Below are 24,932 nucleotides of genomic sequence, written 5' to 3'. Positions count from 1 at the left end.
GCTCTAGATCAGCTTCACCAGCTGCTTGCCAAAATTCTTCCCTTTGAGCAGGCCGATCAGCGCTTCGGGTGCGCTTTCCAGTCCTTGCGCGATGGTTTCGCGGTAATGCAGTTGCTGCTGTGTCACCAGCCGGGCCAGCAGCGCTTGTGCTTCGGGCCAGAGTTCCAGGTGTTCGCTGACGATGAAGCCCTCCACCCGCAAACGCTGCGTGAGAATCAGCGCGGGCTGGCGCAACGGCAACGGCTGCCCATCGTAGCCCGCGATCATGCCGCATAGCGCAATCCGGCCAAACGCATTCATCTGGCCCAGCACGGTATCGAGCACCTCGCCGCCGACGTTTTCGAAATGACCGTCGATGCCATCTGGCGCGGCAGCTTTCAGGTCGTGTTGCAAGTTGCCCGCCTTGTAGTCGACGCAGGCGTCAAAGCCCAGCGTGTCCACCACATAACGGCATTTTTCGGCGCCACCGGCAATGCCCACTGCGCGGCAGCCCGCTCGTTTCGCCAGTTGTCCCACCACGCTGCCCACCGCACCGCTTGCCGCGCTAACCACCACGGTCTGGCCTTTTTGTGGCGCGATGAGGTGGTTCAGGCCGTACCACGCAGTGACGCCCGGCATGCCCACGGCACCCAGCCACGCCGATAGCGGCACAGCCGGATCAGTCACCTGCTGCACGCCTGCGCCATCCGAGGTGCCGTATTCCTGCCAGCCAAAGCTGCCGACCACCTTGCTGCCGACGGCAAAGCGCGGATGGCGCGACTCCACCACTTCGCCCACGGTGCCGCCCAGCATCACGGCATCCAGCGGCTGAGGCGCGGCATAGGACTTGCCATCGTTCATCCGCCCGCGCATGTATGGATCCAGCGACAAATAATGGTTGCGCACCCGGAACTGGCCCTCGCTGAGCGGTGCCAGTGGGGTTTCGACCAGCTTGAAGTTGTCTGCCGTGACCGGCCCTTGCGGACGTGAGACCAGCAGGATCTGGCGGTTAACTGACTTGCTCGTGGACATCGCGCTTACCTCGAAGAGTAGGAAAACAATGCGGCACCTGGAGCCGAAAGCGCGTGCCGCGCAGAAAACAAAAACGGGTTTTGCCTGGGACTGGGGGACGTTTCTTTTTTCTTTTCTGTCAGCCGTCTTGAGTGCTTTTAGTGCTGGGGCTGGTGTTCGTGGTGTTAGACGTAGCGTCAGCGTGAGGCCCGGCGCTGCCGCTCACGTTGACCGTTGCACTCGCACTTGAATTCGCACTTAAACCAGAACCAGAACCAGGTGCCACCACAACACCACGAACCCGCTGCTGCATCACCTCACGCCCTACCGCCAAACGTCGCATGTACTTGAAGGTGCCGAGCGCCTTGGCGACGAAATGCCCGTTGCTATCGCGGATTTCACCTTCGCAGTACGCCATGGTTTTAGAGCGATGCAGCACACGGGCCTGGGCGCGTAGTTCACCTCGCCCGGGCTGCATGAAATTGAGCTTCATTTCGACTGTGACCACACCGGCACCTGCTTCCGCGAGGCTGCGTGCGGCCATTGCCAGTGCTACATCGGCCAGCGTCATCGTGACGCCACCGTGGGCCACATGCCAGGTGTTCAAGTGCTGTGGCGCAAGCAGTAGCACCGCTTCGCTCGCACCGTCCGCCGCACTGACCAGGCGCACGCCAAGGTGATCGACAAAGGGGCTTTCAATGGATAACGCAGGCGGCTCAGTTGGGCTGCCTGCAACCGGAGGCAGATCAACCGGAGGCGCGTCAGCCGAAGCGCACTGGGGCACCGTCATCACGCTGAGTTCAGATTTCGTAGTCAAGGCATTCACGGGATTCGCGCACGGTGCTGACAAACGCTTTGAGCGCTTCATGCTGTGGATGAACCTGGTAAGCATCGAGCGCGGCCTGGTCGGCGAAATCAGAGACCAGCACCACATCGCTGCTGGCTTCGAGCCCTGGCTGGGCCAAACCGACTTCGAGGCGCAGGATGCCTGGAACGATATCGCGGCAGCCTTCCAGTTTTTCCTTGAGCTTGAGCGCGTTTTCAGCCCGGCTAGCGCCAGCGGCAGTTTCTTTGAGTTTCCACATCACGATATGACGAATCATGGCGTTACCTTGATTGGGTTAGCGGGAGGTGAGACCGGCCTTAGCGTGCGTCAGCCGGGGGGATTCATGGGTTGCAGAAAGATTCTGTTCTGCTTGCTGCGCCAGCCGGTCTGCTAACAAATTTGCTGACAGATCTGCTAACAAGCATCGGGGTATGGCCATGTCACTGGCTAGGCCTTTTGCGCGCGATCTATCTATGCGACGGCGTTCACAGCCTGGCTCCGGGGAATGGGTTGAAACCATGGCCATGCGCGGTGGGCCGTGATATCTGAGGCGTGACCCAAGTCACCCAAGTCACCCAAGTCACCCCAAAAAACACCCAGTGGCACCGCGCCGAGAGCCGAGAGCCGAGAGCCGAGAATCAGGAACCACGTTGCCAAGCCGGCGTTAGCGCTGGCGCATTATAGGCGAGCCTATGCGTGAATCCATGCGCCCGGGCGTGCCGGTTGCAGCGTGTGCGCCGCGCGGCAACCGGCTTGTTACCCAGACTTTTGCGCGGCGTCAGTGAGCGCCTGAATCGCATGCCTGTATGACACAACGCATTGCGCATTGCACAACCTCACGCAACCTCGAAAAGCCCCGCCGCGCCCTGCCCGCCGCCAATGCACATGGTTACCACCACGTATTTCACGCCGCGCCGCTTGCCTTCGATCAGCGCGTGCCCAGTAAGCCGCGCCCCCGACACGCCATACGGATGCCCCACCGCAATCGCGCCGCCATTCACGTTGAGCCGCTCGTTCGGAATGCCGAGTTTGTCGCGGCAATACAGCACTTGCACCGCAAACGCTTCGTTGAGTTCCCACAGGCCGATATCGTCCACCGTCAGCCCCGCGCGCTGTAGCAGTCTGGGCACGGCGAACACCGGGCCGATGCCCATTTCGTCGGGCTCGCAACCGGCTACCGCAAAGCCACGGAAGATGCCCAGCGGCGTCAGCCCTTCACGCTCAGCGAGTTGCGCATTCATCACGACACACGCTGAAGCGCCATCAGAAAACTGGCTGGCATTGCCCGCCGTGATGACGCCCCCCGGCAGCGCTGTGCGGATTTTCGCCACACCTTCGAGCGTGGTATCGGCGCGAATCCCTTCGTCGGCGCTGAGCGTGACTTCGCGCGTCAGCAGTTGTCCACTGGCTTTGTCCGCGATACCGGCAAGCACGGTCAGTGGCACGATTTCAGCGGCAAACCGGCCAGCCGCCTGAGCGGCAGCGGCACGCTGCTGGGACTGCACGCCGTATTCGTCCTGGGCGGCCTTTGAAATGGCATAGCGTTGCGCAACGGTTTCCGCGGTTTGCAGCATGGGCCAGTACAGCGCGGGCTTGTGCTGGCTGAGCCAGCTTTCCTGCAGCATGTGCTGGTTCATTTCGTTCTGCACGCAGGAAATCGACTCCACACCGCCCGCGACATATACCTCGCCCTCACCTGCAATCACCCGTTGCGCGGCCAGCGCAATCGTCTGCAAACCCGAGGAGCAAAAGCGGTTGACGGTCATGCCAGGGACGCTCACCGGCAGCTCAGCACGCAGCGCGATCTGGCGCGCGATATTGCCGCCGGTCGCGCCTTCGGGATTGGCGCAGCCGATGATGACATCGTCGATGCGCGCCGGGTCAAGGCCCGCGCGCTCAACCGCAGCGCGCGTCACATGACCACCGAGCGTCGCGCCGTGCGTCATGTTGAATGCGCCGCGCCACGATTTAGCCAGAGCCGTGCGGGCAGTCGATACGATTACAGCGTCAGTCATACAGATCTCCTGCGAACGGTGTCGCTCAGGTGTCGCTCAATCAAGGTGAAGGGGGGAATCTGAAGCGGAATCTGGGCTTGGGCTTTGCGGCTGAATCTCTGCGCCGCTGCTGGCCCGTGTTTGAGCAGAGGGGGCGAGCAACGTGTCCTGCCGCATCAGCGCGGTGGAACTGACCCGCGCCACCCCGGCCGCCGCGAGGCGCTGCCATGCCTGTTCAAGCGAGCCATCGAGATCAATCGCGCGGCAGGCGTCTTCGATCACGGCCACCTCAAAGCCCGCCGCGCGTGCGTCCAGTGCCGACCAGGCGACGCAGTAATCAGTGGCTAGCCCGCAGCACCAGACACGTTTGACGCCGGTCTCGCGCAGATAGCCGCCGAGCCCGGTGGGCGTGGAACGGTCGGCTTCGACGAAGGCGGAATAACTATCCACCTCGGGGTGATGGCCCTTGCGGATCAGCGCCCGCGCATGCGGGATCTGCAAGGCGTGATGCAGCGCCGCCCCATGCGTGCCCTGCACGCAGTGCGTAGGCCATAACACCTGAGGGCCATACGGCAGCGTGATGCTCTCGAATGGCTGACGGCCAGGGTGGCGGGCGGCAAACGAAATGTGTGTGGCGGGATGCCAGTCCTGGGTCAGAACGACGTGGCTGAAGCCCTCTGCGAGCCGGTTCACCAGCGGCACGATGTCAGCGCCACCGGGCACCGCGAGCGCGCCACCCGGCATGAAGTCGTACTGCATGTCGATCACTAGCAGCAGGTCGTGGGCATCGCGCATGGTGGTCATGGCGGTGTCTGCTGATTGCAGCACGGGAGGTAATGGCTTAGTGGGCAACGGCTTAGTGCGCGGCATCGTTGAAACCGCGCCCTTGCGCGGCGCGCTCAACCAGCCCTGGCGCGATCTGCCACGCATCGCCATTGGGCTGCGCCGCATAGCGGCGGATCGCCCGTTCGACGTCATACAGGCCGACGGTATCGGCATACAGCATCGGGCCACCGCGCCACAGCGGAAAGCCATAGCCGCTCAGATACACCATGTCGATATCAGAGGCTCTGGCGGCGATGCCTTCAGCCAGAATCTTCGCCCCCTCGTTGACCAGCGCGTACACCAGACGCTCGACGATCTCTTCGTTTGACAGCGTGCGCCGGACAATGCCGTGCTCAGCCGAGTAAGCGACGATCAGCGCTTCGACCTCCGCCGCTGGCCGCGCGTGGCGCTCGCCCGGCTGATAGTCGTACCAGCCGCGGCTGGTTTTTTGCCCGAAGCGGCCGAGCTCGCACAGACGGTCTGCAATCTTTGACGATGGCGCGTCTGGATGGGCCTGGGCGCGACGCTTGCGGATGGCCCAGCCGATGTCGTTGCCCGCCAGGTCGCCCATGCGAAACGGCCCCATGGCAAAGCCGAAGGCTTCGATGGCACGATCGACCTGGACGGGCAGCGCGCCTTCTTCCAGCAGCAAAAACGCCTGGCGCAGATACGGCTCCAGCATCCGGTTGCCGATAAAACCATCGCATACCCCCGACACCACCGCCGTCTTGCCGATGCGCCTGGCGCAGTGCATTACCGTGGCCAGCACATCGTTCGCGGTTTGCGCGCCGCGCACCACTTCGAGCAGCTTCATCACATTGGCCGGGCTGAAGAAATGCATGCCCACGACGTCCTGCGGACGGCGGGTGAACTGCGCGATCTGGTTTAGGTCAAGCGTCGAGGTGTTGGACGCGAGAATCGCGCCGGGCTTGGCCAGCGCGTCCAGTTGGCGGAAAACCTGCTCTTTGACGCTCAGGTCTTCAAAGACGGCCTCAATGATGAGATCGGCATCGCGCAAGTCGTCCCATGCCAGCGTCGGGGTAATCAGCGCGCTGCGTTGCGCCAGCGTGCTGGCATCCAGCTTGCCTTTTTTGACACTGGCTTCGTAGGTGGTGCGAATCTTCGCCATGCCACGCTCAAGCGCCTCGGCTTGCAGCTCCAGCAGCGTCACGGCAAACCCGGCGTTGGCGAAGGTCATGGCGATGCCGCTGCCCATCGTGCCCGCGCCGATCACCGCGATCCGGCGCAGCTCACGCAACGGCGTGCTGGACGGCACATCGGGCAGTTTGGCCGCGGCTCGTTCAGCGAAGAACGTATGGCGCAGCGCGCGGCTTTCGGGCGTTTGCACGAGTGCGAGAAAGCCTTTGCGTTCAGCGGCCAGGCCGCGCTCGAAGCCGTGCAGCACGCCCGCCTCGATGGCATCAATGCATTGCAGCGGAGCGGGGAAATGCACCGCAGTGGCCGCGACCGTGTTACGTGCGAAGCGGAGAAAACCCGCCGCGCCAGGATGCTCGACCAGACGCTCTCGCACCATCGGATGCGGCCCCGCCTGACAGCCTACCCGCAGCGCGAAGGCGCAGGCGGCGTCAAGCACCTCCCCCGGCTGGTCGCTAGCCAGCACTTCATCGAACAGGCCGGAATTGGCCAGCTTGCTGGCCGGCACGGAGGTGCCCGAGACGATCATGTTCAACGCTGCTTCGAGGCCGATCGCGCGCGGCAAACGCTGGGTGCCGCCCGCACCGGGCAGAAGGCCGAGCTTGACCTCGGGCAAGGCAATTTGCGCGTTGTGCGCGGCGAGGCGGTAGTGCGCGCCGAGCGCCAGTTCCAGCCCACCGCCCATGGCCACACCATGAATCGCGGCCACCACCGGTTTGGTGCTGGTTTCTACCGCTTTGATGACACTGGGGAGCGTGGGAGCTTGAGTGGCCTTGGGGGTGTTGAATTCGGTGATATCTGCGCCACCGGAGAAAACCTTGCCCGCGCCGGTGAGCACGATAGCGGTGATGGCAGGATCAGCCTGCGCGGCGTCGAGCCCGGCGACGATGCCCGCGCGGCTAGCATGGCCGAGCCCGTTGACCGGGGGATGGTTGAGCGTGATGACGGCAATCCCGTCACGGGTCGTGTAGTCCACTGCCATGATTTTTGTCTCCATCCGGTGTGGGGCCGTTTCAGCGTTTCAGCTTTGGGCCACCGGTATTCGGTTCGGTATTGTGTGCCAGGCGTGGAGGCCGTGTACGAAGGCCGCGCCCGTCAAGGGTGATGGGGCAACGGGCAGAATACACAAAATCGCACGCCCGTTCAATTTTGTGCGTGGCCGGTGGGCGTGAGCGGTGGACGTGAACCGCAGGCTGGGATTGATCTGGGGCTGGAGTTTGGGCTGGGCTTGGAGCCCCAGTTAGAGACACGCCCGCCAGACGCCTCCGAGCGGTATGACAGCCACGCGGGTGTTTGCCGCTCTGACAGCACGGCCACACGGCCACTCAGCACGGCCATTCGCCGCATCCACTTCGCCCTCTCCACGCACAGCGACTTACAATGTCGCCTTCTCCAGAGGGTGCTCAATATGTCGTTTTCTCCACGCAGCACCGGCCTGTTGCAGTCGATTGAGCAAGTCCAGGCCGCGCTCAGCCAGACCCGCGAAGAAGCCTTCGCCCAACTAGGCCCCGCCTTCCTGACCCGCCTGCCCGCGACGCCACTGCCAGCACCCTATGCCGCTGGTTTTTCAGCACAAACCGCCGCGCTGCTGGGTTTCGACCCAGCGCTCGCGCAAGACCCTGGTTTCGCCGATTTTTTCTGTGGCAACACCACGCGGGCCTGGCCGCCTGAAGCGCTGCCGTATGCCTCGGTGTATTCCGGCCATCAGTTTGGCGTGTGGGCTGGACAACTGGGTGACGGCCGGGCCTTGAACCTGGGCGAAATCAGCCACGACGGCCAGCGTTACGAGCTGCAACTCAAAGGCGCAGGACGCACGCCCTATTCCCGTATGGGCGATGGCCGCGCGGTGCTGCGCTCGTCGATCCGCGAATATCTGTGTTCCGAAGCGATGCACCACCTGGGCATTCCAACCACCCGGGCGCTATGTGTGATCGGCTCTGACCAAACCGTCTGGCGCGAAACCCAGGAAAGCACCGCGGTAGTCACGCGGGTCGCACCGAGCTTCGTGCGCTTTGGCCACTTTGAACACTTCGCGGCCAATGACCTTCCCACTGAGCTGCAAGCCCTCGCCGATCACGTCATCGCGCGTTTTTATCCCGCTTGCACGCAAGCGGATGATCCGTATCTGGCCCTACTGCAAGCCGTCGTCGAAGCCACCGCCGATCTGCTAGCGCAATGGCAGGCGGTGGGCTTTTGCCATGGGGTGATGAATACCGACAACCTGTCGCTGCTTGGACTGACCATCGACTACGGCCCGTTCGGCTTCATGGATGGCTTCGACGCTGGTTTTATCTGCAACCACTCCGATACCCAGGGCCGCTACGCTTACCGGCAGCAACCGCAAGCGGCGTACTGGAGCCTCTTTCGCCTGGCGCAGGCGCTGCTGCCGTTATTCGGCCGTCAATATCCGGAAACCGGCCGCGAGGAGCGCGTGATCGAAGACGCGCAGCGCGTACTGGAAACCTTCAAAACCCGTTTTGGCCCCGCGCTGGCGGCGCGGATACAAGCCAAGCTCGGACTCGCCACCACGCAACCTGGCGATACGGCGCTGGTCGAGCGGCTGTTCGAGATCATGCAAGCCAGCCGGGCGGACTTCACGCTGACGTTCCGCCATCTGGCGCGCCTGGCAAAACGTCCGCCAGCGGATGCCAGCGCCGATGCGCCCGTGCGCGACCTGTTCCTCGACCGGGCCGCGTGCGATGCCTGGCTGACCGAATACCGCACCCGCCTCGCCAGCGAAACGCGCGACGACGCGGCCCGTGCCAACGCGATGAATCAGGTCAATCCGCGCTATGTGCTGCGCAACCATCTGGCGCAAAACGCCATCCTGCGAGCCGAAGAACAAGACTTCAGCGAAATGGAACGGCTAGCCGCCGTGCTGCGCCACCCATTCGATGAACAGCCCGGACAGGAAGCCTACGCCGCATTGCCACCTGACTGGGCGGCAACGCTGACAGTCAGTTGTTCTTCGTGAAAGCACCGCTGGCCCCAGCCATCTCAGCCAAGTTCAGCCGTCTGCACTAGATATTTCATTCACGCTTTCCTTCGCCCCTCAACAGGACTCCACCATGCCCCTCGATGACGAAATAACGGCCACGCCTGGCCCGATCCCCAACTTGAAAGACAAAGACGACGCCGCATGGCGCGAACAGTTGTCGGAGATCGAGTACGAGGTCACACGCCATGCCGCGACCGAGCGCCCCTTCACCGGCCGCTACTGGGACCATTGGGACCACGGCGTCTACGACTGCGTGTGCTGCGGCACACCGTTATTCGAATCAGCAACGAAATTCGATGCGGGCTGCGGCTGGCCAAGTTATTTCAAGCCACTCAATGGCGAAGTCATCGAAGAACGCACGGACCGCACGCACGGCATGCTGCGCATCGAAGTGCGCTGCAAGCAGTGCGGCGCGCATCTGGGCCACGTATTTGAGGACGGCCCAGCCCCCACGGGCCTGCGTTACTGCATCAATTCGGCTGCGCTACAATTCGGCGCGAAATAAAGCCCCAAGGCGAAGCCAACCTCGAAACCCAAATCGAAGCCCCAAGCCGAATTCAACCTCGAACGCCGCCAGCACGCGGCGTTCATCGTGAATACCGCGCGCTCATCTGCTTACCGGAACCTCTCTGCCGACCATGAAATTTCTGTTCGATCTGTTCCCCATCATTTTATTTTTCGTCACCTTCAAGCTTTGGGGCATCTATACCGCGACGGCGGTTGCCATCGCGGCCACGCTGGCGCAGATCGCATGGGTGGCTTTGCGCCACCGGCGGGTCGATCCGATGCTGTGGGTCAGCCTGGGCGTGGTCGTCGTGTTTGGCGGCGCAACGCTCGTGCTGCACAACGACACCTTTATCAAATGGAAGCCGACGGTCCTGTACTGGGCGTTTTCGATCGCGCTGCTGGTGTCGCAACTGGCTTTTGGCAAGAACCTGATTCAGGCGATGATGGGCAAGCAGATCACGCTGCCCGCCCGCGTCTGGGGCCAGTTGAACCTGATCTGGGCCGTGTTCTTCGTCTTGCTAGGCATCGCCAACCTGCTGGTGGCGTACAACTTTTCGACTGACGCCTGGGTCAATTTCAAGCTGTTTGGCGCTACCGGCTGTCTGATCGTCTTTATTCTTGGCCAGAGCCTGTGGCTGGCGAAGTATCTGAAAGAGCAATGAAATGAGCGATAACCCCTTTTTGCACGCCAGCGCCAGCGAGCGGATGGCACTAATTGACAGCCATCTCCGGCAGGCCCTCGCCCCCGTGGTGTCGCTCACCGTGCGCGACGATAGCGCGAAGCATGCCGGCCATGCCGGAGCCTCTGCGGGCGGGCATTTCAGTGTCACGATCGTGGCCGCCGCATTTGCCGGAAAAGCCCGCGTGGCGCGCCACCGGCTCGTGTATGATGCGCTGGCCGTGGCCATGCAACACGGCATCCATGCGCTTGCGATCACGGCGTATACCCCCGAAGAATTCGATTCACTGCCTCCGTCGTCTCGTTAGGAAACTTCCCGATGATTTTCAAAAAACCCCATCTGTGGGTCTTGCTGGCTGCCTGTGCAGCCGCACCCGTCATGGCCCAGAACATTGCCGTAGTCAATGGCACGCCAATCCCGAAAGCGCGTGCCGATGCGATGATCTCGCAGCTAGTGCGCCAGGGGCAGCAGGACACCGCGCAGTTGCAACTGGCGGTACGCGAAGAGCTGGTCAACCGCGAAATCCTGATGCAGGAAGCGATTCGCCGTGGCCTGCCAGCCGAGCCGGACATCAAAGCCCAGATCGCCGTGGCGCAACAAACCGTAGTGCTGCGCGCGCTGATTGAAAACGTGATGAAAGAAATTCAGCCAACCGACGCCGAGATCAAAGCGCGCTATGACGCGATGGTGAAAGACGCGGGCGGCACCGAGTATCACCTGCACCACATCCTGGTCGATAACGAGCAACAAGCTAAAGACCTGATCGCCAAAATCCGCGCAGGTGCGAGTTTCGAAGCGCTGGCTAAAACGTTCTCGAAAGACCCGGGATCAGGCAAGAATGGCGGCGACCTCGACTGGTCCGACCCAAAAGCCTACGTGCCAGAATTTGCTGCGGCTGCCAGCCAGTTGAAAAAAGGCCAGATGACCGACACACCGGTGCATACCCAGTTTGGCTGGCACATCATTCGCGTCGACGATACGAGGACAGTGCCGCCACCGCCGCTGGCCCAGGTCCGGGCGCAAATCGTGCAGCAGATCCAGCAGGAAAAACTGCAGGCGTTTGAAGAGAATCTGCGCAAGAAAGCGAAGATCCAGTAAGCAGGCTTAAGCCAGGAGCCGGACAGTGCGTCCGGTGCCTGACCAGGCAAAAATGCAAATGGCCCCGTCAACACTGACGGGGCCATTTGCATTGTGTTGTGAGGTGTCTCTGCTGGCCCATCCCAGCAGGCGACACCAGCGGGTCAGTCGAGCGCTTGCGGGGCGTTGAAACATGCGAGGCATGCAAGCGCATGTAGCGCCTTATCCGTGCCATCCCGCAAGAGGATCACGATCCTGCAACGCCCTGATTGCACTTGGCCGTATTCAGGAAATTTGCCGGCATATAGAGGCACACATAGAGGCTGCACAAGTGGCTGCAAATAGTGACTGCAAAGAGGCTGGAGGCCACCACAATATGACGGCCCCATCCCCTCCTTCTCCCGCTTATCCCAGCCAGCGCCGCGCATTCTGAAACACCCGCATCCAGGGGCTGCCATCGCCGCCCTGCCCAGCGTCACGCCAGTCATCCGGGTGCCAGCTCATCTGGACCGTGCGGTGCACGCGCTCCATATGCGGCATCAGCACCGTGAAGCGACCGTCCGCCGTGGTGACCGAGGTCATGCCTTCGGGCGAGCCATTCGGATTAAACGGATATTGCTCGGTGGCCTGGCCGCGATGGTCGACAAAGCGCAGCGCCACTGCCACCCGCTTCGCATCCCCTTGCTGCGAGAAATCAGCAAAACCTTCACCGTGAGCAATCGCTACAGGAATGCGCGAGCCTTCCATGCCAGCGAAAAAGAGCGACGGTGAATCCGCCACTTCGACCAGTGAAAACCGCGCTTCAAACTGCTCGGACTGATTGCGCGTGAATTTGGGCCAGGCCTGCGCGCCGGGAATCATCGACGCGAGACTGCTCATCATCTGGCAGCCATTGCAGATACCTAGAGCAAAGGTGTCTTGACGGGCAAAGAACGCCGCGAACATGTCAGCCAGCCGGGCATTGAAGCGAATCGTTTTGGCCCAGCCTTCGCCCGCGCCCAGCACGTCGCCATAAGAAAAACCGCCGCAGGCTACCGCGCCAGCAAAATCAGCGAGATCCGCCCGCCCAGCCAGCAAATCGCTCATATGCACGTCGTGCGCGTCAAAACCCGCGCGATCGAACGCATAGGCGGTTTCAAGATGCGAATTCACGCCCTGCTCACGCAAGACCGCTACGCGTGGCCGCGCACCTTTGCCAATAAATGGCGCGGCGACGTCTTCGGCCGGGTCAAAGCTCAGATGAGGCGAAAGGCCCGGGTCCGAAAGATCCAGCAACGCATCGAATTCAGCATCAGCGCAGGCCGGGTTGTCGCGCAAACGCGCGATACGCCAGCTCACTTCACTCCACACGCGTTGCAGTTCATGCCGTGGTGCGTCGTAGATCTTCTTTGCGTCCCGGTGAATCTCCAGCGTGTCGCGCTCGTTTGGCTTGCCGATCACATGCGAGCAAGCCGACAGGTCGTATTCACGCAAGATGCCGAACACCGTGTCGCGCTCGCTGGCGCGCACCTGGATCACCGCGCCGAGTTCTTCGGCAAAGAGCGCGCGCAAGGTGCGGTCTTCGCGGCGTCCGCTGGTCTGTTTGGCCCAGTCTTTCGCATCGCCGTAATCGGATTCGTGACCAGGGTCAAGCGTCAGCATGTCGACGTTGAGCGATACCCCGGTGTGGCCAGCAAAAGCCATTTCGCAGACCGTCGCCCACAAGCCGCCATCAGAGCGGTCGTGGTAAGCCAGCAGATGGCCTTCCTGGTTGAGGCGCTGGATCGCCGCGAAAAAGCGCTGCAAATCTTGCGGATGATCGACATCCGGCGTGGTGTCGCCGATTTGCTGCGTGACCTGCGCAAGAATGCTGCCGCCAAGACGGTTCTGGCCACGCCCGAGATCAATCACGAGCAGCACGGTTTCACCGACTTCGCTTGAGCGGCGCAACTGCGGCGTCAGGTGGCGGCGCACGTCTGTGACTGGCGCGAACGCGGAAATAATCAGCGAGACGGGCGCGATCACTTCTTTGCTGACGCCCCCGTCCTGCCATTGCGTGCGCATCGACAGCGAATCTTTGCCGACCGGAATGCCAATCCCCAGCGCCGGGCACAGCTCCATGCCAATCGCGCGCACGGTGTCGTATAGCGCCGCGTCTTCGCCCGGGCTGCCGCAAGCGGCCATCCAGTTGGCTGAGAGCTTGAGCTTGTCGAGCGCGGCAATGGGGGCGGCGGCGATGTTCGTGATGGCCTCGCCGACGGCCATCCGGCCCGATGCCGCCGGATTAATCACGGCTAGCGGCGTGCGCTCAGCCATGGTCATCGCTTCGCCGCCAAATCCGGCGTAATCGGCGTTGGTGATCGCGCAGTCGGCAACCGGCACTTGCCAAGGTCCGACCATCTGGTCACGGGCCGTCGTGCCACCGACCGAACGGTCGCCAATCGTAATCAGGAAGCTCTTGCTCGCCACCGTGGGATGCCGCAGCACACTAGCCGCAACCTCGGCCAGCACCAGGCCGGTCACGTCAACCGGCTGCAGCGTGGTGGTTTCGCGCTTGACGTCGCGTTGCATGCGCGGCGCTTTGCCCAGCAGTACGTCCATCGGCATATCAACTGGCTGGGGCGCGCTAGCGTCAGCGATCTCAGTGTCGAGCAGTTGCAGTTGACGTTCTGCGGTGCTTACGCCAATCACCGCGAACGGGCAGCGCTCACGCTCGCACATGGCGGCGAAAGCAGGCAGATCGGCGGGGGCGATGGCCAGCACATAACGCTCTTGCGCTTCGTTCGACCAGATCTCGCGCGGCGAGAGCCCGCTTTCTTCCAGTTGAATCTGGCGCAGCTCAAAGCGCGCGCCCTTGCCTGCACCGTCCACCAGTTCAGGGAAAGCATTCGACAAACCGCCCGCCCCCACGTCGTGAATGCTCAGAATCGGGTTGCGCTCGCCTAGCTGCCAGCACGCGTTAATCACTTCCTGCGCGCGCCGTTCAATTTCAGGGTTGCCGCGCTGCACCGAATCGAAATCGAGCGCGGCGGTATTCGTGCCCGTCGCCATCGAACTGGCGGCGCTGCCGCCCATGCCAATCCTCATGCCAGGGCCACCGATCTGAATCAGTAGCGAGCCCGGTGGCAGGTCCTGCTTGTGCGTATGGCCAGCGGAAATATTGCCGATGCCACCCGCGATCATGATCGGCTTGTGATAGCCGCGCATGCGGCCCGCGACGTTCTGTTCGTAAGTGCGGAAATAGCCGCCGAGGTTGGGCCGGCCAAATTCGTTATTGAACGCAGCACCGCCCAGTGGGCCGTCAAGCATGATTTGCAGCGGTGAGGCAATGCGCTCCGGGCGGCCATACGGCGCGTCAGCCGCATCGCCAAAGTGGCTGCGCTGGGCCAGCGGCTGGGCGGTATCGCGTGCGTTCTCCCACTCTTCAGGAGCGCCGGGCAACGCCAGGCTGGAGACGGTGAAGCCGGTCAGCCCCGCTTTGGGCCGTGCGCCCCGGCCGGTTGCGCCTTCGTCGCGGATTTCGCCGCCCGCGCCAGTCGCCGCGCCCGGAAATGGCGCGATTGCGGTGGGGTGATTGTGTGTTTCGACCTTCATCAGCGTATGGGTCAGCTCAACATGACGGCCATAGCGCTCAGCGGGGCCAGCGCCCGACGTCTGGCGCGGAAACCAGCGCTCAGCCAGCGCCCCTTCCATGATCGCGGAGTTGTCCGAATACGCGACGATCGTGCCCTGTGGATTGAGCTTCTCGGTGTTGCGGATCATGGCGAACAGCGACAGATCTTGCGGCTCGCCGTCGATGCGCCATTGCGCGTTGAAAATCTTGTGGCGGCAATGCTCGCTGTTAGCCTGGGCGAACATCATCAGCTCGACATCGGTCGGGTTGCGGGCCAGTGTCGTGAAGGCATCGACCAGATAGTCGATTTCGTCGCTGGCCAGCGCGAGACCCAGTTCGGCATTGGCAGCTTCGAGCGCCTGACGGCCCTGCCCCAGTACGTCAACGGTTTGCAGCGGTTGCGCGGGCAACTCGTCGAACAAATGCATCGCGTGTTCACGCGACGGCGCGACGCTCTCGGTCATGCGGTCGTGCAACGCAGCCATCACCGCTTCGCGCGCCGTGTCCGACAACACTTTCTTGCCGCCCAGCAAGCCGCTCTTCAGGGTCACGGTGTATTCGATCCCGCGCTCGATGCGGCGAACCTGGGCCAGGCCGCAATGATGAGCGATATCGGTGGCCTTGCTCGCCCATGGTGAGAGCGTGCCGAAGCGCGGCACGACCAGCACCACTTCGCTAGTGCCACGCCCGCTCGCGGCATCAGCCGGAAACGGATCGCCGTAATGCAACAGCGCCTCAATCCGGGCGCTGTCTTCAGCGGTGAGTGGTGCCAGCGCCTGCACCAGATGCAGGTACTGGCCGCGCACGGCAACAATGCTGGCGTCGATCTGGGACAGCGTTTCGAGCAGACGGGCCTGACGGAAACCAGAAAGGGCCGAAGCACCGGGAAAACACGAGAAATGGGCCATGGACAGGAGGTTGCGTCGATATGAAGTCGCGCATGCAGGCGACAGGGGACAAGAACATGAGGCGGAAAAGAAGAGCGCGATTATACCCGTGAAGGTCTCGTTATTACTGGCGCAATTGTGTGTCAATCGCCTTGCGCCTGATGCTGTCTGGCGTTGGGCTGCGGCCTTGGCACAGCCTGCCGTGCTGGCGTATCCCGATATGGGCTGGTGCTACGCCTGGAGGATTGATCTCGCGGGCCGGCCCCCCCCTCAGGGCCTGATTCAAGCCGTGCGCTCCCGCTCAAGACCTGGCCGCCGCTCACCACCGTTTCAGGCAGCACTCCACAGGCCTCGGCACAAGGCGAGCCAGCGCCACGCCGCGCCGGGGCCTGGCATTGGCTGCTATCATTCGCGCTTTCGGCAGACCAGATCGGCGTCTGCGGCACAGCTACCGTGGGCTCGACAGCCCCGCCTGCGGCACCGTACCGCAAGGTTCAGCGGCGCTATCGGCAAACCTTCTTTCAGCAAAACGAATTAGTCAAACATGGATGTCATCGTCATTGGCGGCGGAATCGCCGGGGTCGCCACCGCTTACCAGTTGCGCGCGGCAGGTCACCGGGTATGCGTGATCGAACGTCATGCCACGGTCGCGCAAGGTGCAACCTATGGCCATAGCGGTGCAGTCTTGCCGACGCCACTGGATATCTGGTTCGGGCCGACCTTCATGCCACACCGCCTTGGCGCGAAAAACGGCGTAATCCGCAAAAGCGGCTTTAATCGCGCTGCCCGTGGGTTTGTCCGCAGGCTTGCCGCGCTGCAAGATCCCGCTGCTTTCAGCCTGCAATACAGCCGGCTACGCCCATTGATCGAAGCCTCGCGCGAGGCCATGGGCGAGATCGAGGCCCGCCATACGTTTGACTTCGAACAAGCCAGTGATTTGCTGTATCTGGTGCGCGGCGCAGCCGAATGGCAACTGGCTGGCACCGCGCTTGAGCTCCTGCGGCAATACGACATGCCCCATCAGGTTCTCGGCGCAGCCCAATGTGCCGCGCTTGAGCCTTCGATACCCACGACGCCAGAGTTTGCCGGTGGCGTGCAGCTATCCGGTGAGCGCACCGCGAACTGTCCGCTGTTTGCCAAACTGCTCAAACAGGCGCTTGATCTCCAGGGTGGCGTGACGTTCCAGTTTGGCCGTGAAGTGACGGCGCTGCGCTTTGACAACCATCATGCCGCCGTTGAACTGGCACCGCCGCTGGACGCCGCGCCGCGCTCACGTGAAGTCGATGTCATGCGGGCCGACGCAGTGGTGGTAGCCGCAGGCGCAGGCAGCCTGCCGTTGCTGGAACGGGTGGGTTTGCCGCTACCGCTGCATCCGCTCCGGCTGCACACCCTGGTTGCACCCATTGCCCACGAAGAATGCGCACCGCACCGGGCCATCGTGGATGCCGTAAAACGCATCACCATCACGCGCATGAACCACCGGCTGCGCATTGCCGGAGCGGCGGTATTGCAAAGCGCCAGTCAGACCAGCAAGCCACTGGACCCCGCACTCTCCGAAGAAGCCCTTGCACTGCTTGGCCAGGCCACCCACGACTGGATTCCTGGCGCGGCGAAAATTTCCGCGGCGCTGGCATGGGAAGGGGTGAAGCTGCTGTCGCCAGATGGCCTGCCTGTGGTCGGCAATGCGCTGCATCCGCGCCTCTTTGTGAATCTCGGGCATGGCCCAGCGGGCTGGGGGCTGGCGTGCGGCTCGGCGGGGCTGATTGCCGCGCTGATCTCCGGCACACCTTCCGGCCTGCCCCCCGACACCCTCGCCGCGCTGCGGCCGGAGCGCTTTCGGGGTTGAACTGGGTGGGTGGTTATTCGGGTTCTGCGGTTGCTTCGGGTTCTGCGGTTGCTTCGGGTTCTGCGGTTGCTTCGGGTTCTGCGGTTGCTTCGGGTTCTGCGGTTGCTTCGAGCCCTGCGGTTGCTTCGAGCCCTGCGGTTGCTTCGAGCCCTGCGGTTGCTTCGAGCCCTGCGGTTGCTTCGAGCCCTGCGGTTGCTTCGAGCCCTGCGGTTGCTTCAAGCTCCGCGTTTGCTTCAAGCCCTTAAGCCAGCAAGCCGCGAATCCCAGCCAAGACATCATCCGCGCGGGCTTATACCAGCCACGCCGCACGCATAGTGAGCGGCACTGGCACTTCACCTGCCATCTACCACTGGCCCAGATCGCTCACCCGAGACGCATCTGAAACCTTTCCCCGCGACAAGAATCTCCCATCGCGGCCGTGCATTGCGCACTACCATGGAAGGCCTCGCCATCCCGCCAGCGCCATTTCGCGCCCCAAGCCTTCATGACCGACGTCCGGCCTTCTCCCGGCACTGACTCCGCCGCTCCGCTTTTTTTCTCCCCGCTTGGCCAGCCTGTGCCGCTTTGCAGCGTAGCCGCCCTACGCCAGCTGGAACACGCAGCGGCCGCTGAACTACCACCACACACGCTCATGGCCCGCGCTGGCCATGCCGCCGCGCGCTTTCTGCTGGCACAGCGTACAGATACAAACGCAGAGACAAATACAAACACCAACGCGAGCACGCCCGCTCCACGGCCAGTCTGGATCATCGCGGGCCCCGGCAACAATGGCGGCGATGCGCTGGTGATGGCGAGCGAGCTACAGCGCGCAGGCGTTGCCGTGCAGGTCTGCCTGCCGCAGCCAGTCAGCACTGATACCGCCCGCTGGGCCCTGGCCACAGCCCAGGCCGCAGGCGTGCCGGTCAGCGCGGCCGTACCCGCTACCTTCGACGCGTCTCACTGGATCGTGGATGGCATGTTCGGCATTGGCCTGACGCGTCCGCTCGACGGGGTGTTCGCCGCGCTGGCGCAACGTCTGAGACATCACACCCGGCACCACGGCAAAGTGCTCGCGCTCGATCTGCCAAGTGGTCTGCACAGCGATACCGGCGAAGAAATAGAAGTAGGCAACGCGGTGCAGGCCAGCCATACGCTGAGCTTTATCGCCGCCAAACCAGGGCTCTTCATGGCCTCGGGACGTGATCATGCAGGCCACGTCAGCATCGCCCCACTCGGTCTCGATGGCATCACCAGCACATTCGTGCTCAATGCGCCGGCGCTGTTTGGCGCCAGCATGCCGCCACGCGACTTTGCCAGTCATAAAGGCCGCTTCGGCAGCCTCGCGGTGATCGGCGGCGACACCGGCCTGTGCGGTGCGCCAGTCCTCGCCGCGCGCGCCGCGCTGCACGCGGGCGCAGGCAAGGTTCATGTGGTTTTGCTGAGCCGCGAAGCACCGGCCTACGATCCGCCCTATCCCGAACTAATGCTTCATCCGGCCGGCACCTTGCCGCTGGCCAGCATGAGCGCGCTCGCGCTGGGTTGCGGCATGGGCCAGCGGGCGCGCGCGCGCCGTCTATTGCGCCAGGCGCTAGCGCTCGATCTGCCCACCCTGCTCGATGCTGATGCGCTGAATCTGCTAGCAGCCGATGCGGCGCTGGCCGCATACGTCAGCGCGAGAAACCGTCAAGGCCAGCCGTGCCTTCTGACGCCCCATCCGCTCGAAGCGGCCCGGCTGCTGGGCGTCACGACTGCCGCCGTGCAGCGCGACCGGCTAGCGGCCGCACGTGCGCTGGTCGAACGCTTCGCCTGTGTGGTGGTGCTGAAAGGCAGCGGAACACTGGTCGCCGCCCCCGACGGACGCTGCGCGCTCAATCCCACGGGGGGCCCGGCGCTGGCCAGCGGTGGCACTGGCGACGTCCTCGGCGGCCTCATCGGAGCCTTGCTGGCACAGCAACTACCGGTCTATGAAGCTGCGCTAGCCGGGGTCTATCTGCATGGACTCGCGGCCGATACGCTTAGCGCTCTCGGTGATGGACCCGCCGGATTAACCGCGGGTGAACTGGCACCCATGGTGCGCAAGTTAATTAACCGGCTTTTTTATTCCCACGCCAATGGCTCAGCGCAATAAATCATGCGCGGCCATTGGCGTGGATGTTTTTTATCTGACCTGATATCTGGTCAGGCGGACTATTCAACCTTTGCCTGCAATCCAGCTACGGGAGTAGTTTGAAATTGTTTGCGCAACTGCTTTCTGGCGGGCTCTTCGAGGAAGCGATAACTGAGCGCTGAAACAAAAATAACGGAAGCGGTGAAGAAAACACCCAAAACCGGGTATGACGCAGGCAATTTTGTCAGTGCCAGAAAGGAAGGCAGGCAAAACATCATTGGCATATGAACGATATAAATCGAATAAGAACGCTCACCGAGCCAGACCAGCGGTTTCAAGCGTAAAAATGCACCAAGCAAAGATCCGCGCGCCAGCGAAAACAAAATTAATGCAGGGAATACCAGCGCCACGGTTAAATAATCTATACCGCCCCAGTTTGGATCTTCATGTTTAAGCACTGAGGCAACAATAAATAGCAGAACCAGAGCGGCCCCCACATTGGCAATCAATGGATTGAAAACATTGACCTGACGTTTGCCGCGCAATACATGCCGCTGCAACAGCACCCCCAGGCCAAACCCCGCGATACAGCGCATCAGGCCTCCGCTGACTAGCGGATATAGGGTGTCATAGGTAATGCCAATGGTTTTGGAATGCTGTACGCCATAACCCAGATATAAAAGCAGCAGCGCAAAAAATACAGCGACGGCAATCACTACGGAAGATGCGCGCTGGCGGCATACCACCCAGAACCAGATGATGTTGACGCACATTTCAGCAGAAATCGACCATGCGGCCGGATTCCATGTTTGCAGCGGATAAATCCCGCTATTTTGTAAAAACAGCGCACTCAGGATAAAACCGTAAGCAGAATCATCCCAGGTAATAATGTGCTGCTGGCTTTGGCCAAAATGAAAAATAAACAGATTCGCCAGCAATAAAAAAATCAGGGCAGCCCAGTTTAACGGCCCCATTCTGGACACTCTGGCGAGCATGAATTGCTTGAAATTTAATTCACCCGAAGCGATTTTCTTCTCATAGGTATGAGCCAGAACAATACCGCTTAAAATAAAAAACAGATCAACGCAGAGGTAAGCCCAGTTGAAAACAGAATAAGCTTTTTCAAACCAGTAATTCTGGGTATGAAAAATCACCACGGAAACCGCAGCAATGCCGCGCAAAGAATCCAGCTCAAGATACCGCACGTTTTTCACACTTAATCCCTGAATTTTCTGATTATTACCAGATGGGTAATGAAAATAAATTGACTGGATTTACGTCAAAACCTGTGCGCGCATTCTAGCAAAAATCCAGTGCGCAAGGAGATATGTCAAAAAATCGTCAAACCCACGAACGTTGCCTCCAATCCAATACGGAAGGCCCTCTCTGCCAGTCGTGGGTTTCCGGCACGCTTCCTGCGCGACGCCTGCTGCGTCCAGCCGATATCACCACGCAAGCGGCTACACTAGCGGCGAACCGGAAAGAGACCTAACCTGGCGGGTGCTTGCGGCCTCGGGCCACCCCAAACCGCACGCACCCGCCAGGTTCAGTTTTCAGAATGAAGCCTTGTCAATAAAGGATGTAACGGTAATGACGCTCAATACGCTCCCTGCCTGGTCTGCGCTGCAAGCGCACTACGAACAGATCCACGACATGCATCTGCGCGACTGTTTCGCCGCGGCGCAAGATCCCGCTCCCACCCGCGCCGAACGCTTTACGTTCTCAGGCGCTGGCCTCACCGCCGATTTCTCCAAACACCGCATAACCGACGCAACCCTGCGCCTCTTCACCCAGTTGGCACGTGAAGCGCAGGTCGAAGCACGCCGCGATGCGATGTTCGCTGGCGCCATCGTGAACCCCACAGAAGACCGCGCGGCGCTGCACACCGCGTTACGCGCGGACGCTGTCCAAGCCCCGTTTCATGCCGAAGTCCACGCCGGGCTAGCGCGCATGGCCGATTTTTCCGCCAGGGTACGTGATGGCCGCTGGACTGGCTATAGCGGCAAGCGGATTCGCCACGTCGTGAATATCGGCATTGGCGGCTCGGACCTCGGACCCAAAATGGTGACTCATGCGCTGCACCATCTGGCAAGCCCCGAAATCTCGACTTACTTCGTGTCAAACGTGGACGGCACTGATCTGGCGCGCGTGCTGGAACAGATTGACCCGGAAACAACCCTCGTGATCGTGGTCTCCAAGACCTTCACCACCCTCGAAACCATGACCAACGCGCGTTCGCTGCGCACCTGGCTGGTTCAGCAAGGTTGCCCTGAAACTGCGCTGGCCCGGCATTTCGTCGGGGTCTCGGCCAATGTCGCAGAAGTCGTCAAGTTCGGCATCGCGGAAGAAAACGTCTTTGCGATGTGGGACTGGGTGGGTGGGCGCTATTCGCTGTGGTCGGCCGTCGGGCTGTCAGTCATGATCGCCATCGGTTCAGCGCAGTTTGGTGAGCTGCTCGCCGGTGCCCGCGATATGGACCAGCATTTCTGCAGCGCGCCACTGGAGCGCAATTTGCCGGTGCTCATGGCCATGACGGGCATCTGGTACCGCGACTTTTTTGGCTCGCAAAGCTATCTGGTCGCCCCTTATTCCGAAGCACTGCATTACCTGCCCGCGTATTTGCAACAGCTTGAAATGGAGAGCAATGGCAAATCAGCCCGGCTGGATGGCGCGATGGTCGACTACCCAACGGCCGCGGTGACTTGGGGCGAACCGGGCACGAATGGCCAGCACGCGTTCTTCCAGATGCTGCATCAGGGCCCTACCCTCGTGCCAATTGATTTCATCGCGGTTCTAACACCCGAGCATGCGCTGGCGGGTCATCATCCGCGCTTGCTGGCGAACTGTTTTGCCCAAAGTGAAGCGCTGATGCTCGGACGCACGCTCGAAGAAGCCCAGAAAATCGCCGGCCCCGAGCGGCCGGAACTGGCACCGCATCTGGTCTTTCCAGGCAACCGTCCGTCGACCACACTCGTGCTCGACGCGCTAAACGCCCGCACGCTAGGCGCGCTGATTGCGCTGTATGAACACAAAGTGCTGGTTCAGGCGGCGGTCTGGAATATCAATCCGTTTGACCAATGGGGCGTTGAGCTAGGCAAGATTCTGGGCAAGGTCGTCGAGGCTGATCTGGCGGCTGAACACGTCGCGGCGGGCAAACATGATTCCTCCACCACCGCGCTGATCGCCCGGGCCCGTCAAGCGCTGCAGCGTCAAACACCGCGCTAGCCGGGCTTGGGCCTTGCTTTGGGCCTTGCTTCGCCGCCACTGGCGCACTGGCCACCGGGCTAGTTCGCCAGTTGGCCCGCCAGGTGCCAGTTAAACCAGCCGTCCCGCTTCAATCGTCACCGTCCGGTCGCAACGCCGCGCCAGTTCTGCATCGTGTGTGACCAGCACCAGGGTCGCGCCGCTCGCGCGGTTCATCTCGAACATCAGCTCGATCACCGCATGGCCAGTGGCCGCATCCAGGCTGCCGGTCGGCTCATCGGCGAAGAGCAGCGCTGGGCGCGTGACAAACGCCCGTGCCAGCGCCACGCGCTGTTGTTCGCCGCCTGACAGCAGCTTCGGATAATGCCCGGTGCGCTGGCCAAGGCCGACTTGCTCAAGCAGCGTGCGTGCGCGCTGAGCCGCCTCGGAAGCCGCGATTCCGCCTTGCAGCTCCAGCGGCAGCATCACGTTTTCGAGCGCCGTCAGATGCGGCATGAGCTGAAATGACTGAAACACGAAGCCCACCGCACCGCGCCGCAACGCTGCCCGCGCATCTTCATCCAGCTCGGCTAGATCATGGCCTAGCAAGTGCACGGAACCCGCACTGGCACGATCGAGCCCTGCCAGCAGACCAAGCAAGGTGGATTTGCCGGAACCGGACGCACCGACAATCGCCACCCGGCTGCCAGCCTCGATGGAAAGGTCGATATCATCCAGAATCGTCAGACTGCCTGCCGCATCCTCCACCTTCTTGTACAAGCCCCGAACTTCAATGACTGAACTGATTTGTTTTTGCATGACCCGACGTAACGTGAAAATGCGCCTGAACGCGCGCTGGATGGCTGCAGCCGTTGCGGCAATGGCGCTGGTGGCGGTGCTTTTGCCCAGTTTGCCCGGCGGCGCACACGCAGCCAGCATGGTTAAAGCGGCTGAGACGAAAGAGTTGAGCAAGCCAGCGATCGTGGTGCTGGGCGACAGTATGTCCGCTGAATACGGCCTGCCGCGTGGCACCGGCTGGGTTGCGTTGTTACGTGAGCGCGTTACCAACGCGCGCGTGGATTATAGCGTCGTCAATGCGAGCATCAGCGGCGACACCACCAGCGGTGGCCGCGCCCGCCTTCCCGCGCTGCTGCAGCGCGTCAAGCCGGCCATCGTGATTGTCGAGCTAGGCGGCAACGATGCGTTGCGCGGCGTGCCACTGGCCACGACCGAAGACAACCTGCGCGCGATCATGCGTGCCGCGCAGCAGGCACGGGCGAAAGTGCTGTTAGTTGGGATGGCGGTGCCGCCCAATTACGGCCCGGATTACGCCCAGAAATTCCAGCAGCTTTACGGCACGCTGGCTAAAGAAATGCGGGTTCCGCTCGTGCCGTTTTTACTCGCCGGCATTGAAACTCGAGCGGAATTATTTCAGCCGGACCAGATTCATCCGGCGCAAACCGCACAGCCTGTTTTGCTCAACAATGTCTGGCCGCAGTTGCAGCCGCTTTTACGCATTACCGCGCCTGGTGCCAAAACGCATTAAAAATCTGTTTCTATTTAATGGGGAACAAGTCTGCGCTTTCACGATCACATACATTCGATTACTCTTGAAAATCCCGCTCATTTAGAGCTGTTCTCAAAGGAGATCAAATGAAATATTTATCGCTTGCCGTTATGACAGTGGCACTTGCTGCCTGTGCCGGTCAGCCGCCTGCTGGCGTTCAGCCTGTCGGGCAAAGCCAGCAGCCGCCCAAAGCGGTCGCACAGTGCGTCGCGCAGAAATGGGCTGACAAAACGCAACAGCAAGTTATCTTGCAGGACACGCTGGCTAACGATCAGGCACTGGATGTGTTCGTGCCGGGTCAACAGCCGCCTAATGGCGCTGCCGCCGTAGTGCGCCCGGCCTACACGGGCACTGGCTCATGGGTTGGCTTCCGTGCCAATGGCGCAGCAGGTAGCGATACGACTGGCGATATCAGCGCTTGCCTGTAAGCGCACGAAAATGACAGTCGTAAAAAACCCGGCATTGCCGGGTTTTTTTACGTTACGTATTTATGCAGGCAGCAACCTTTACCGCTTTTTGCCAAACTATCCAACTCATTGCTTAAGCAGCGAATGCCATTCGCTTTATTTAATTCAATTTAATTCAGAAAATAATTCAGAATTAAATCGCTTTAAATCATGCTTATTGCATGACGATGCAATCTGGCTAAAGAAGCTTAGGCACGCAAAATCAAGCAAAAAAATATCCGGACAAAGGCCGTGAGCCTCGGTCCGGATTCG

Annotated in this window: 18 protein-coding genes and 2 pseudogenes; 11 read left to right on the top strand and 9 right to left on the bottom strand. The window is 61.6% G+C overall.

The genetic code is table 11. The features are described 5' to 3' along the window. Positions 1 to 3 precede the first annotated feature (3 nt). The 6 genes and pseudogenes from GH656_RS07820 to GH656_RS07795 all read right to left on the bottom strand — a co-directional run bounded on the left by GH656_RS07820 (position 4) and on the right by GH656_RS07795 (position 6,772). Positions 4 to 1,011 carry an NADP-dependent oxidoreductase gene (locus tag GH656_RS07820; RefSeq protein ID WP_153075352.1) on the bottom strand — a complete coding sequence of 336 codons (1,008 nt, stop codon included), beginning with the start codon at positions 1,009 to 1,011 and terminating at the stop codon, positions 4 to 6. Between the two features lie 241 nt (positions 1,012 to 1,252). Then, positions 1,253 to 1,780 (bottom strand): annotated as a pseudogene (locus GH656_RS07815) (PaaI family thioesterase); the annotation flags it as partial. 10 nt (positions 1,781 to 1,790) lie between these two features. Next, entirely contained in the window at positions 1,791 to 2,093 is a 303-nt protein-coding gene (locus GH656_RS07810) for a Dabb family protein (protein ID WP_153075351.1), read from the bottom strand. A 559-nt stretch (positions 2,094 to 2,652) separates the two neighbouring features. Further along, a complete protein-coding gene (locus GH656_RS07805; RefSeq protein ID WP_153075350.1) occupies positions 2,653 to 3,831 on the bottom strand; it encodes an acetyl-CoA C-acyltransferase in 1,179 nt (392 codons plus the stop codon). A 165-nt stretch (positions 3,832 to 3,996) separates the two neighbouring features. After that, positions 3,997 to 4,605 (bottom strand): annotated as a pseudogene (gene pncA, locus GH656_RS07800) (bifunctional nicotinamidase/pyrazinamidase); the annotation flags it as partial. A 61-nt stretch (positions 4,606 to 4,666) separates the two neighbouring features. Continuing rightward, a complete protein-coding gene (locus GH656_RS07795; RefSeq protein WP_153075349.1) occupies positions 4,667 to 6,772 on the bottom strand; it encodes a 3-hydroxyacyl-CoA dehydrogenase NAD-binding domain-containing protein in 2,106 nt (701 codons plus the stop codon). 426 nt (positions 6,773 to 7,198) lie between these two features. Here GH656_RS07795 and GH656_RS07790 point away from each other — a divergent pair, with 426 nt between their 5' ends. The 5 genes from GH656_RS07790 (at position 7,199) to GH656_RS07770 (ending at position 11,073) form a co-directional block, all read left to right on the top strand. After that, complete coding sequence (locus GH656_RS07790) at positions 7,199 to 8,764, top strand: protein adenylyltransferase SelO (RefSeq protein ID WP_153075348.1); 1,566 nt, start codon at positions 7,199 to 7,201, stop codon at positions 8,762 to 8,764. A 94-nt stretch (positions 8,765 to 8,858) separates the two neighbouring features. Next, positions 8,859 to 9,293, top strand: a complete 435-nt coding sequence (gene msrB / locus GH656_RS07785; protein ID WP_174769714.1) for a peptide-methionine (R)-S-oxide reductase MsrB — start codon at positions 8,859 to 8,861, stop codon at positions 9,291 to 9,293. 133 nt (positions 9,294 to 9,426) lie between these two features. Then, positions 9,427 to 9,957, top strand: coding sequence for a septation protein A (locus GH656_RS07780; protein ID WP_153075347.1), 531 nt, complete (start codon positions 9,427 to 9,429; stop codon positions 9,955 to 9,957). 1 nt (position 9,958) lies between these two features. Continuing rightward, on the top strand, positions 9,959 to 10,282 hold the full coding sequence (locus tag GH656_RS07775) for a BolA family protein (RefSeq protein ID WP_153075346.1): 324 nt from the start codon (positions 9,959 to 9,961) through the stop codon (positions 10,280 to 10,282). Positions 10,283 to 10,293: 11 nt separating this feature from the next. Then, positions 10,294 to 11,073, top strand: coding sequence for a peptidylprolyl isomerase (locus GH656_RS07770; RefSeq protein WP_153075345.1), 780 nt, complete (start codon positions 10,294 to 10,296; stop codon positions 11,071 to 11,073). Between the two features lie 384 nt (positions 11,074 to 11,457). On the opposite strand, the gene purL is transcribed toward GH656_RS07770, so the two are convergent. Further along, positions 11,458 to 15,552, bottom strand: coding sequence for a phosphoribosylformylglycinamidine synthase (purL, locus tag GH656_RS07765; protein ID WP_153075344.1), 4,095 nt, complete (start codon positions 15,550 to 15,552; stop codon positions 11,458 to 11,460). Between the two features lie 523 nt (positions 15,553 to 16,075). On the opposite strand from purL, the gene GH656_RS07760 reads away from it, so the two are divergent. Continuing rightward, positions 16,076 to 17,377 (top strand): FAD-dependent oxidoreductase, encoded by a 1,302-nt coding sequence (locus GH656_RS07760; protein ID WP_153075343.1) that lies wholly within the window; start codon positions 16,076 to 16,078, stop codon positions 17,375 to 17,377. Between the two features lie 484 nt (positions 17,378 to 17,861). Beyond that, complete coding sequence (locus tag GH656_RS07755; protein ID WP_153075342.1) at positions 17,862 to 19,484, top strand: NAD(P)H-hydrate dehydratase; 1,623 nt, start codon at positions 17,862 to 17,864, stop codon at positions 19,482 to 19,484. A 59-nt stretch (positions 19,485 to 19,543) separates the two neighbouring features. On the opposite strand, the gene GH656_RS07750 is transcribed toward GH656_RS07755, so the two are convergent. Next, positions 19,544 to 20,677, bottom strand: a complete 1,134-nt coding sequence (locus GH656_RS07750) for an acyltransferase family protein (protein ID WP_174769713.1) — start codon at positions 20,675 to 20,677, stop codon at positions 19,544 to 19,546. Positions 20,678 to 21,053: 376 nt separating this feature from the next. On the opposite strand from GH656_RS07750, the gene pgi reads away from it, so the two are divergent. Beyond that, positions 21,054 to 22,688 carry a glucose-6-phosphate isomerase gene (gene pgi, locus GH656_RS07745; protein ID WP_153075340.1) on the top strand — a complete coding sequence of 545 codons (1,635 nt, stop codon included), beginning with the start codon at positions 21,054 to 21,056 and terminating at the stop codon, positions 22,686 to 22,688. A 90-nt stretch (positions 22,689 to 22,778) separates the two neighbouring features. Here the strand turns inward: pgi and GH656_RS07740 are convergent, their stop codons facing one another. Beyond that, a complete protein-coding gene (locus GH656_RS07740) occupies positions 22,779 to 23,465 on the bottom strand; it encodes an ABC transporter ATP-binding protein (protein WP_153075339.1) in 687 nt (228 codons plus the stop codon). Between GH656_RS07740 and GH656_RS07735 the strand changes: the two genes are divergently transcribed. From GH656_RS07735 to GH656_RS17885, 3 genes are all read left to right on the top strand, one after another. Continuing rightward, a complete protein-coding gene (locus tag GH656_RS07735) occupies positions 23,464 to 24,192 on the top strand; it encodes an arylesterase (RefSeq protein ID WP_425495855.1) in 729 nt (242 codons plus the stop codon). The genes GH656_RS07740 and GH656_RS07735 overlap by 2 nt on opposite strands. Positions 24,193 to 24,299: 107 nt before the next feature. Then, positions 24,300 to 24,641: a hypothetical protein gene (locus tag GH656_RS07730; RefSeq protein WP_153075338.1), complete on the top strand. Its 342-nt coding sequence runs from the start codon at positions 24,300 to 24,302 to the stop codon at positions 24,639 to 24,641. 10 nt (positions 24,642 to 24,651) lie between these two features. Further along, complete coding sequence (locus GH656_RS17885) at positions 24,652 to 24,915, top strand: hypothetical protein (protein WP_217352233.1); 264 nt, start codon at positions 24,652 to 24,654, stop codon at positions 24,913 to 24,915. Positions 24,916 to 24,932 lie beyond the last annotated feature (17 nt).

The organism is Paraburkholderia bonniea (genome assembly GCF_009455625.1).
Taxonomy (GTDB): domain Bacteria; phylum Pseudomonadota; class Gammaproteobacteria; order Burkholderiales; family Burkholderiaceae; genus Paraburkholderia; species Paraburkholderia bonniea.
The sequence above is the reverse complement of the archived record's forward strand: the minus strand, read 5'-3'. Positions and strand labels throughout refer to the sequence as shown.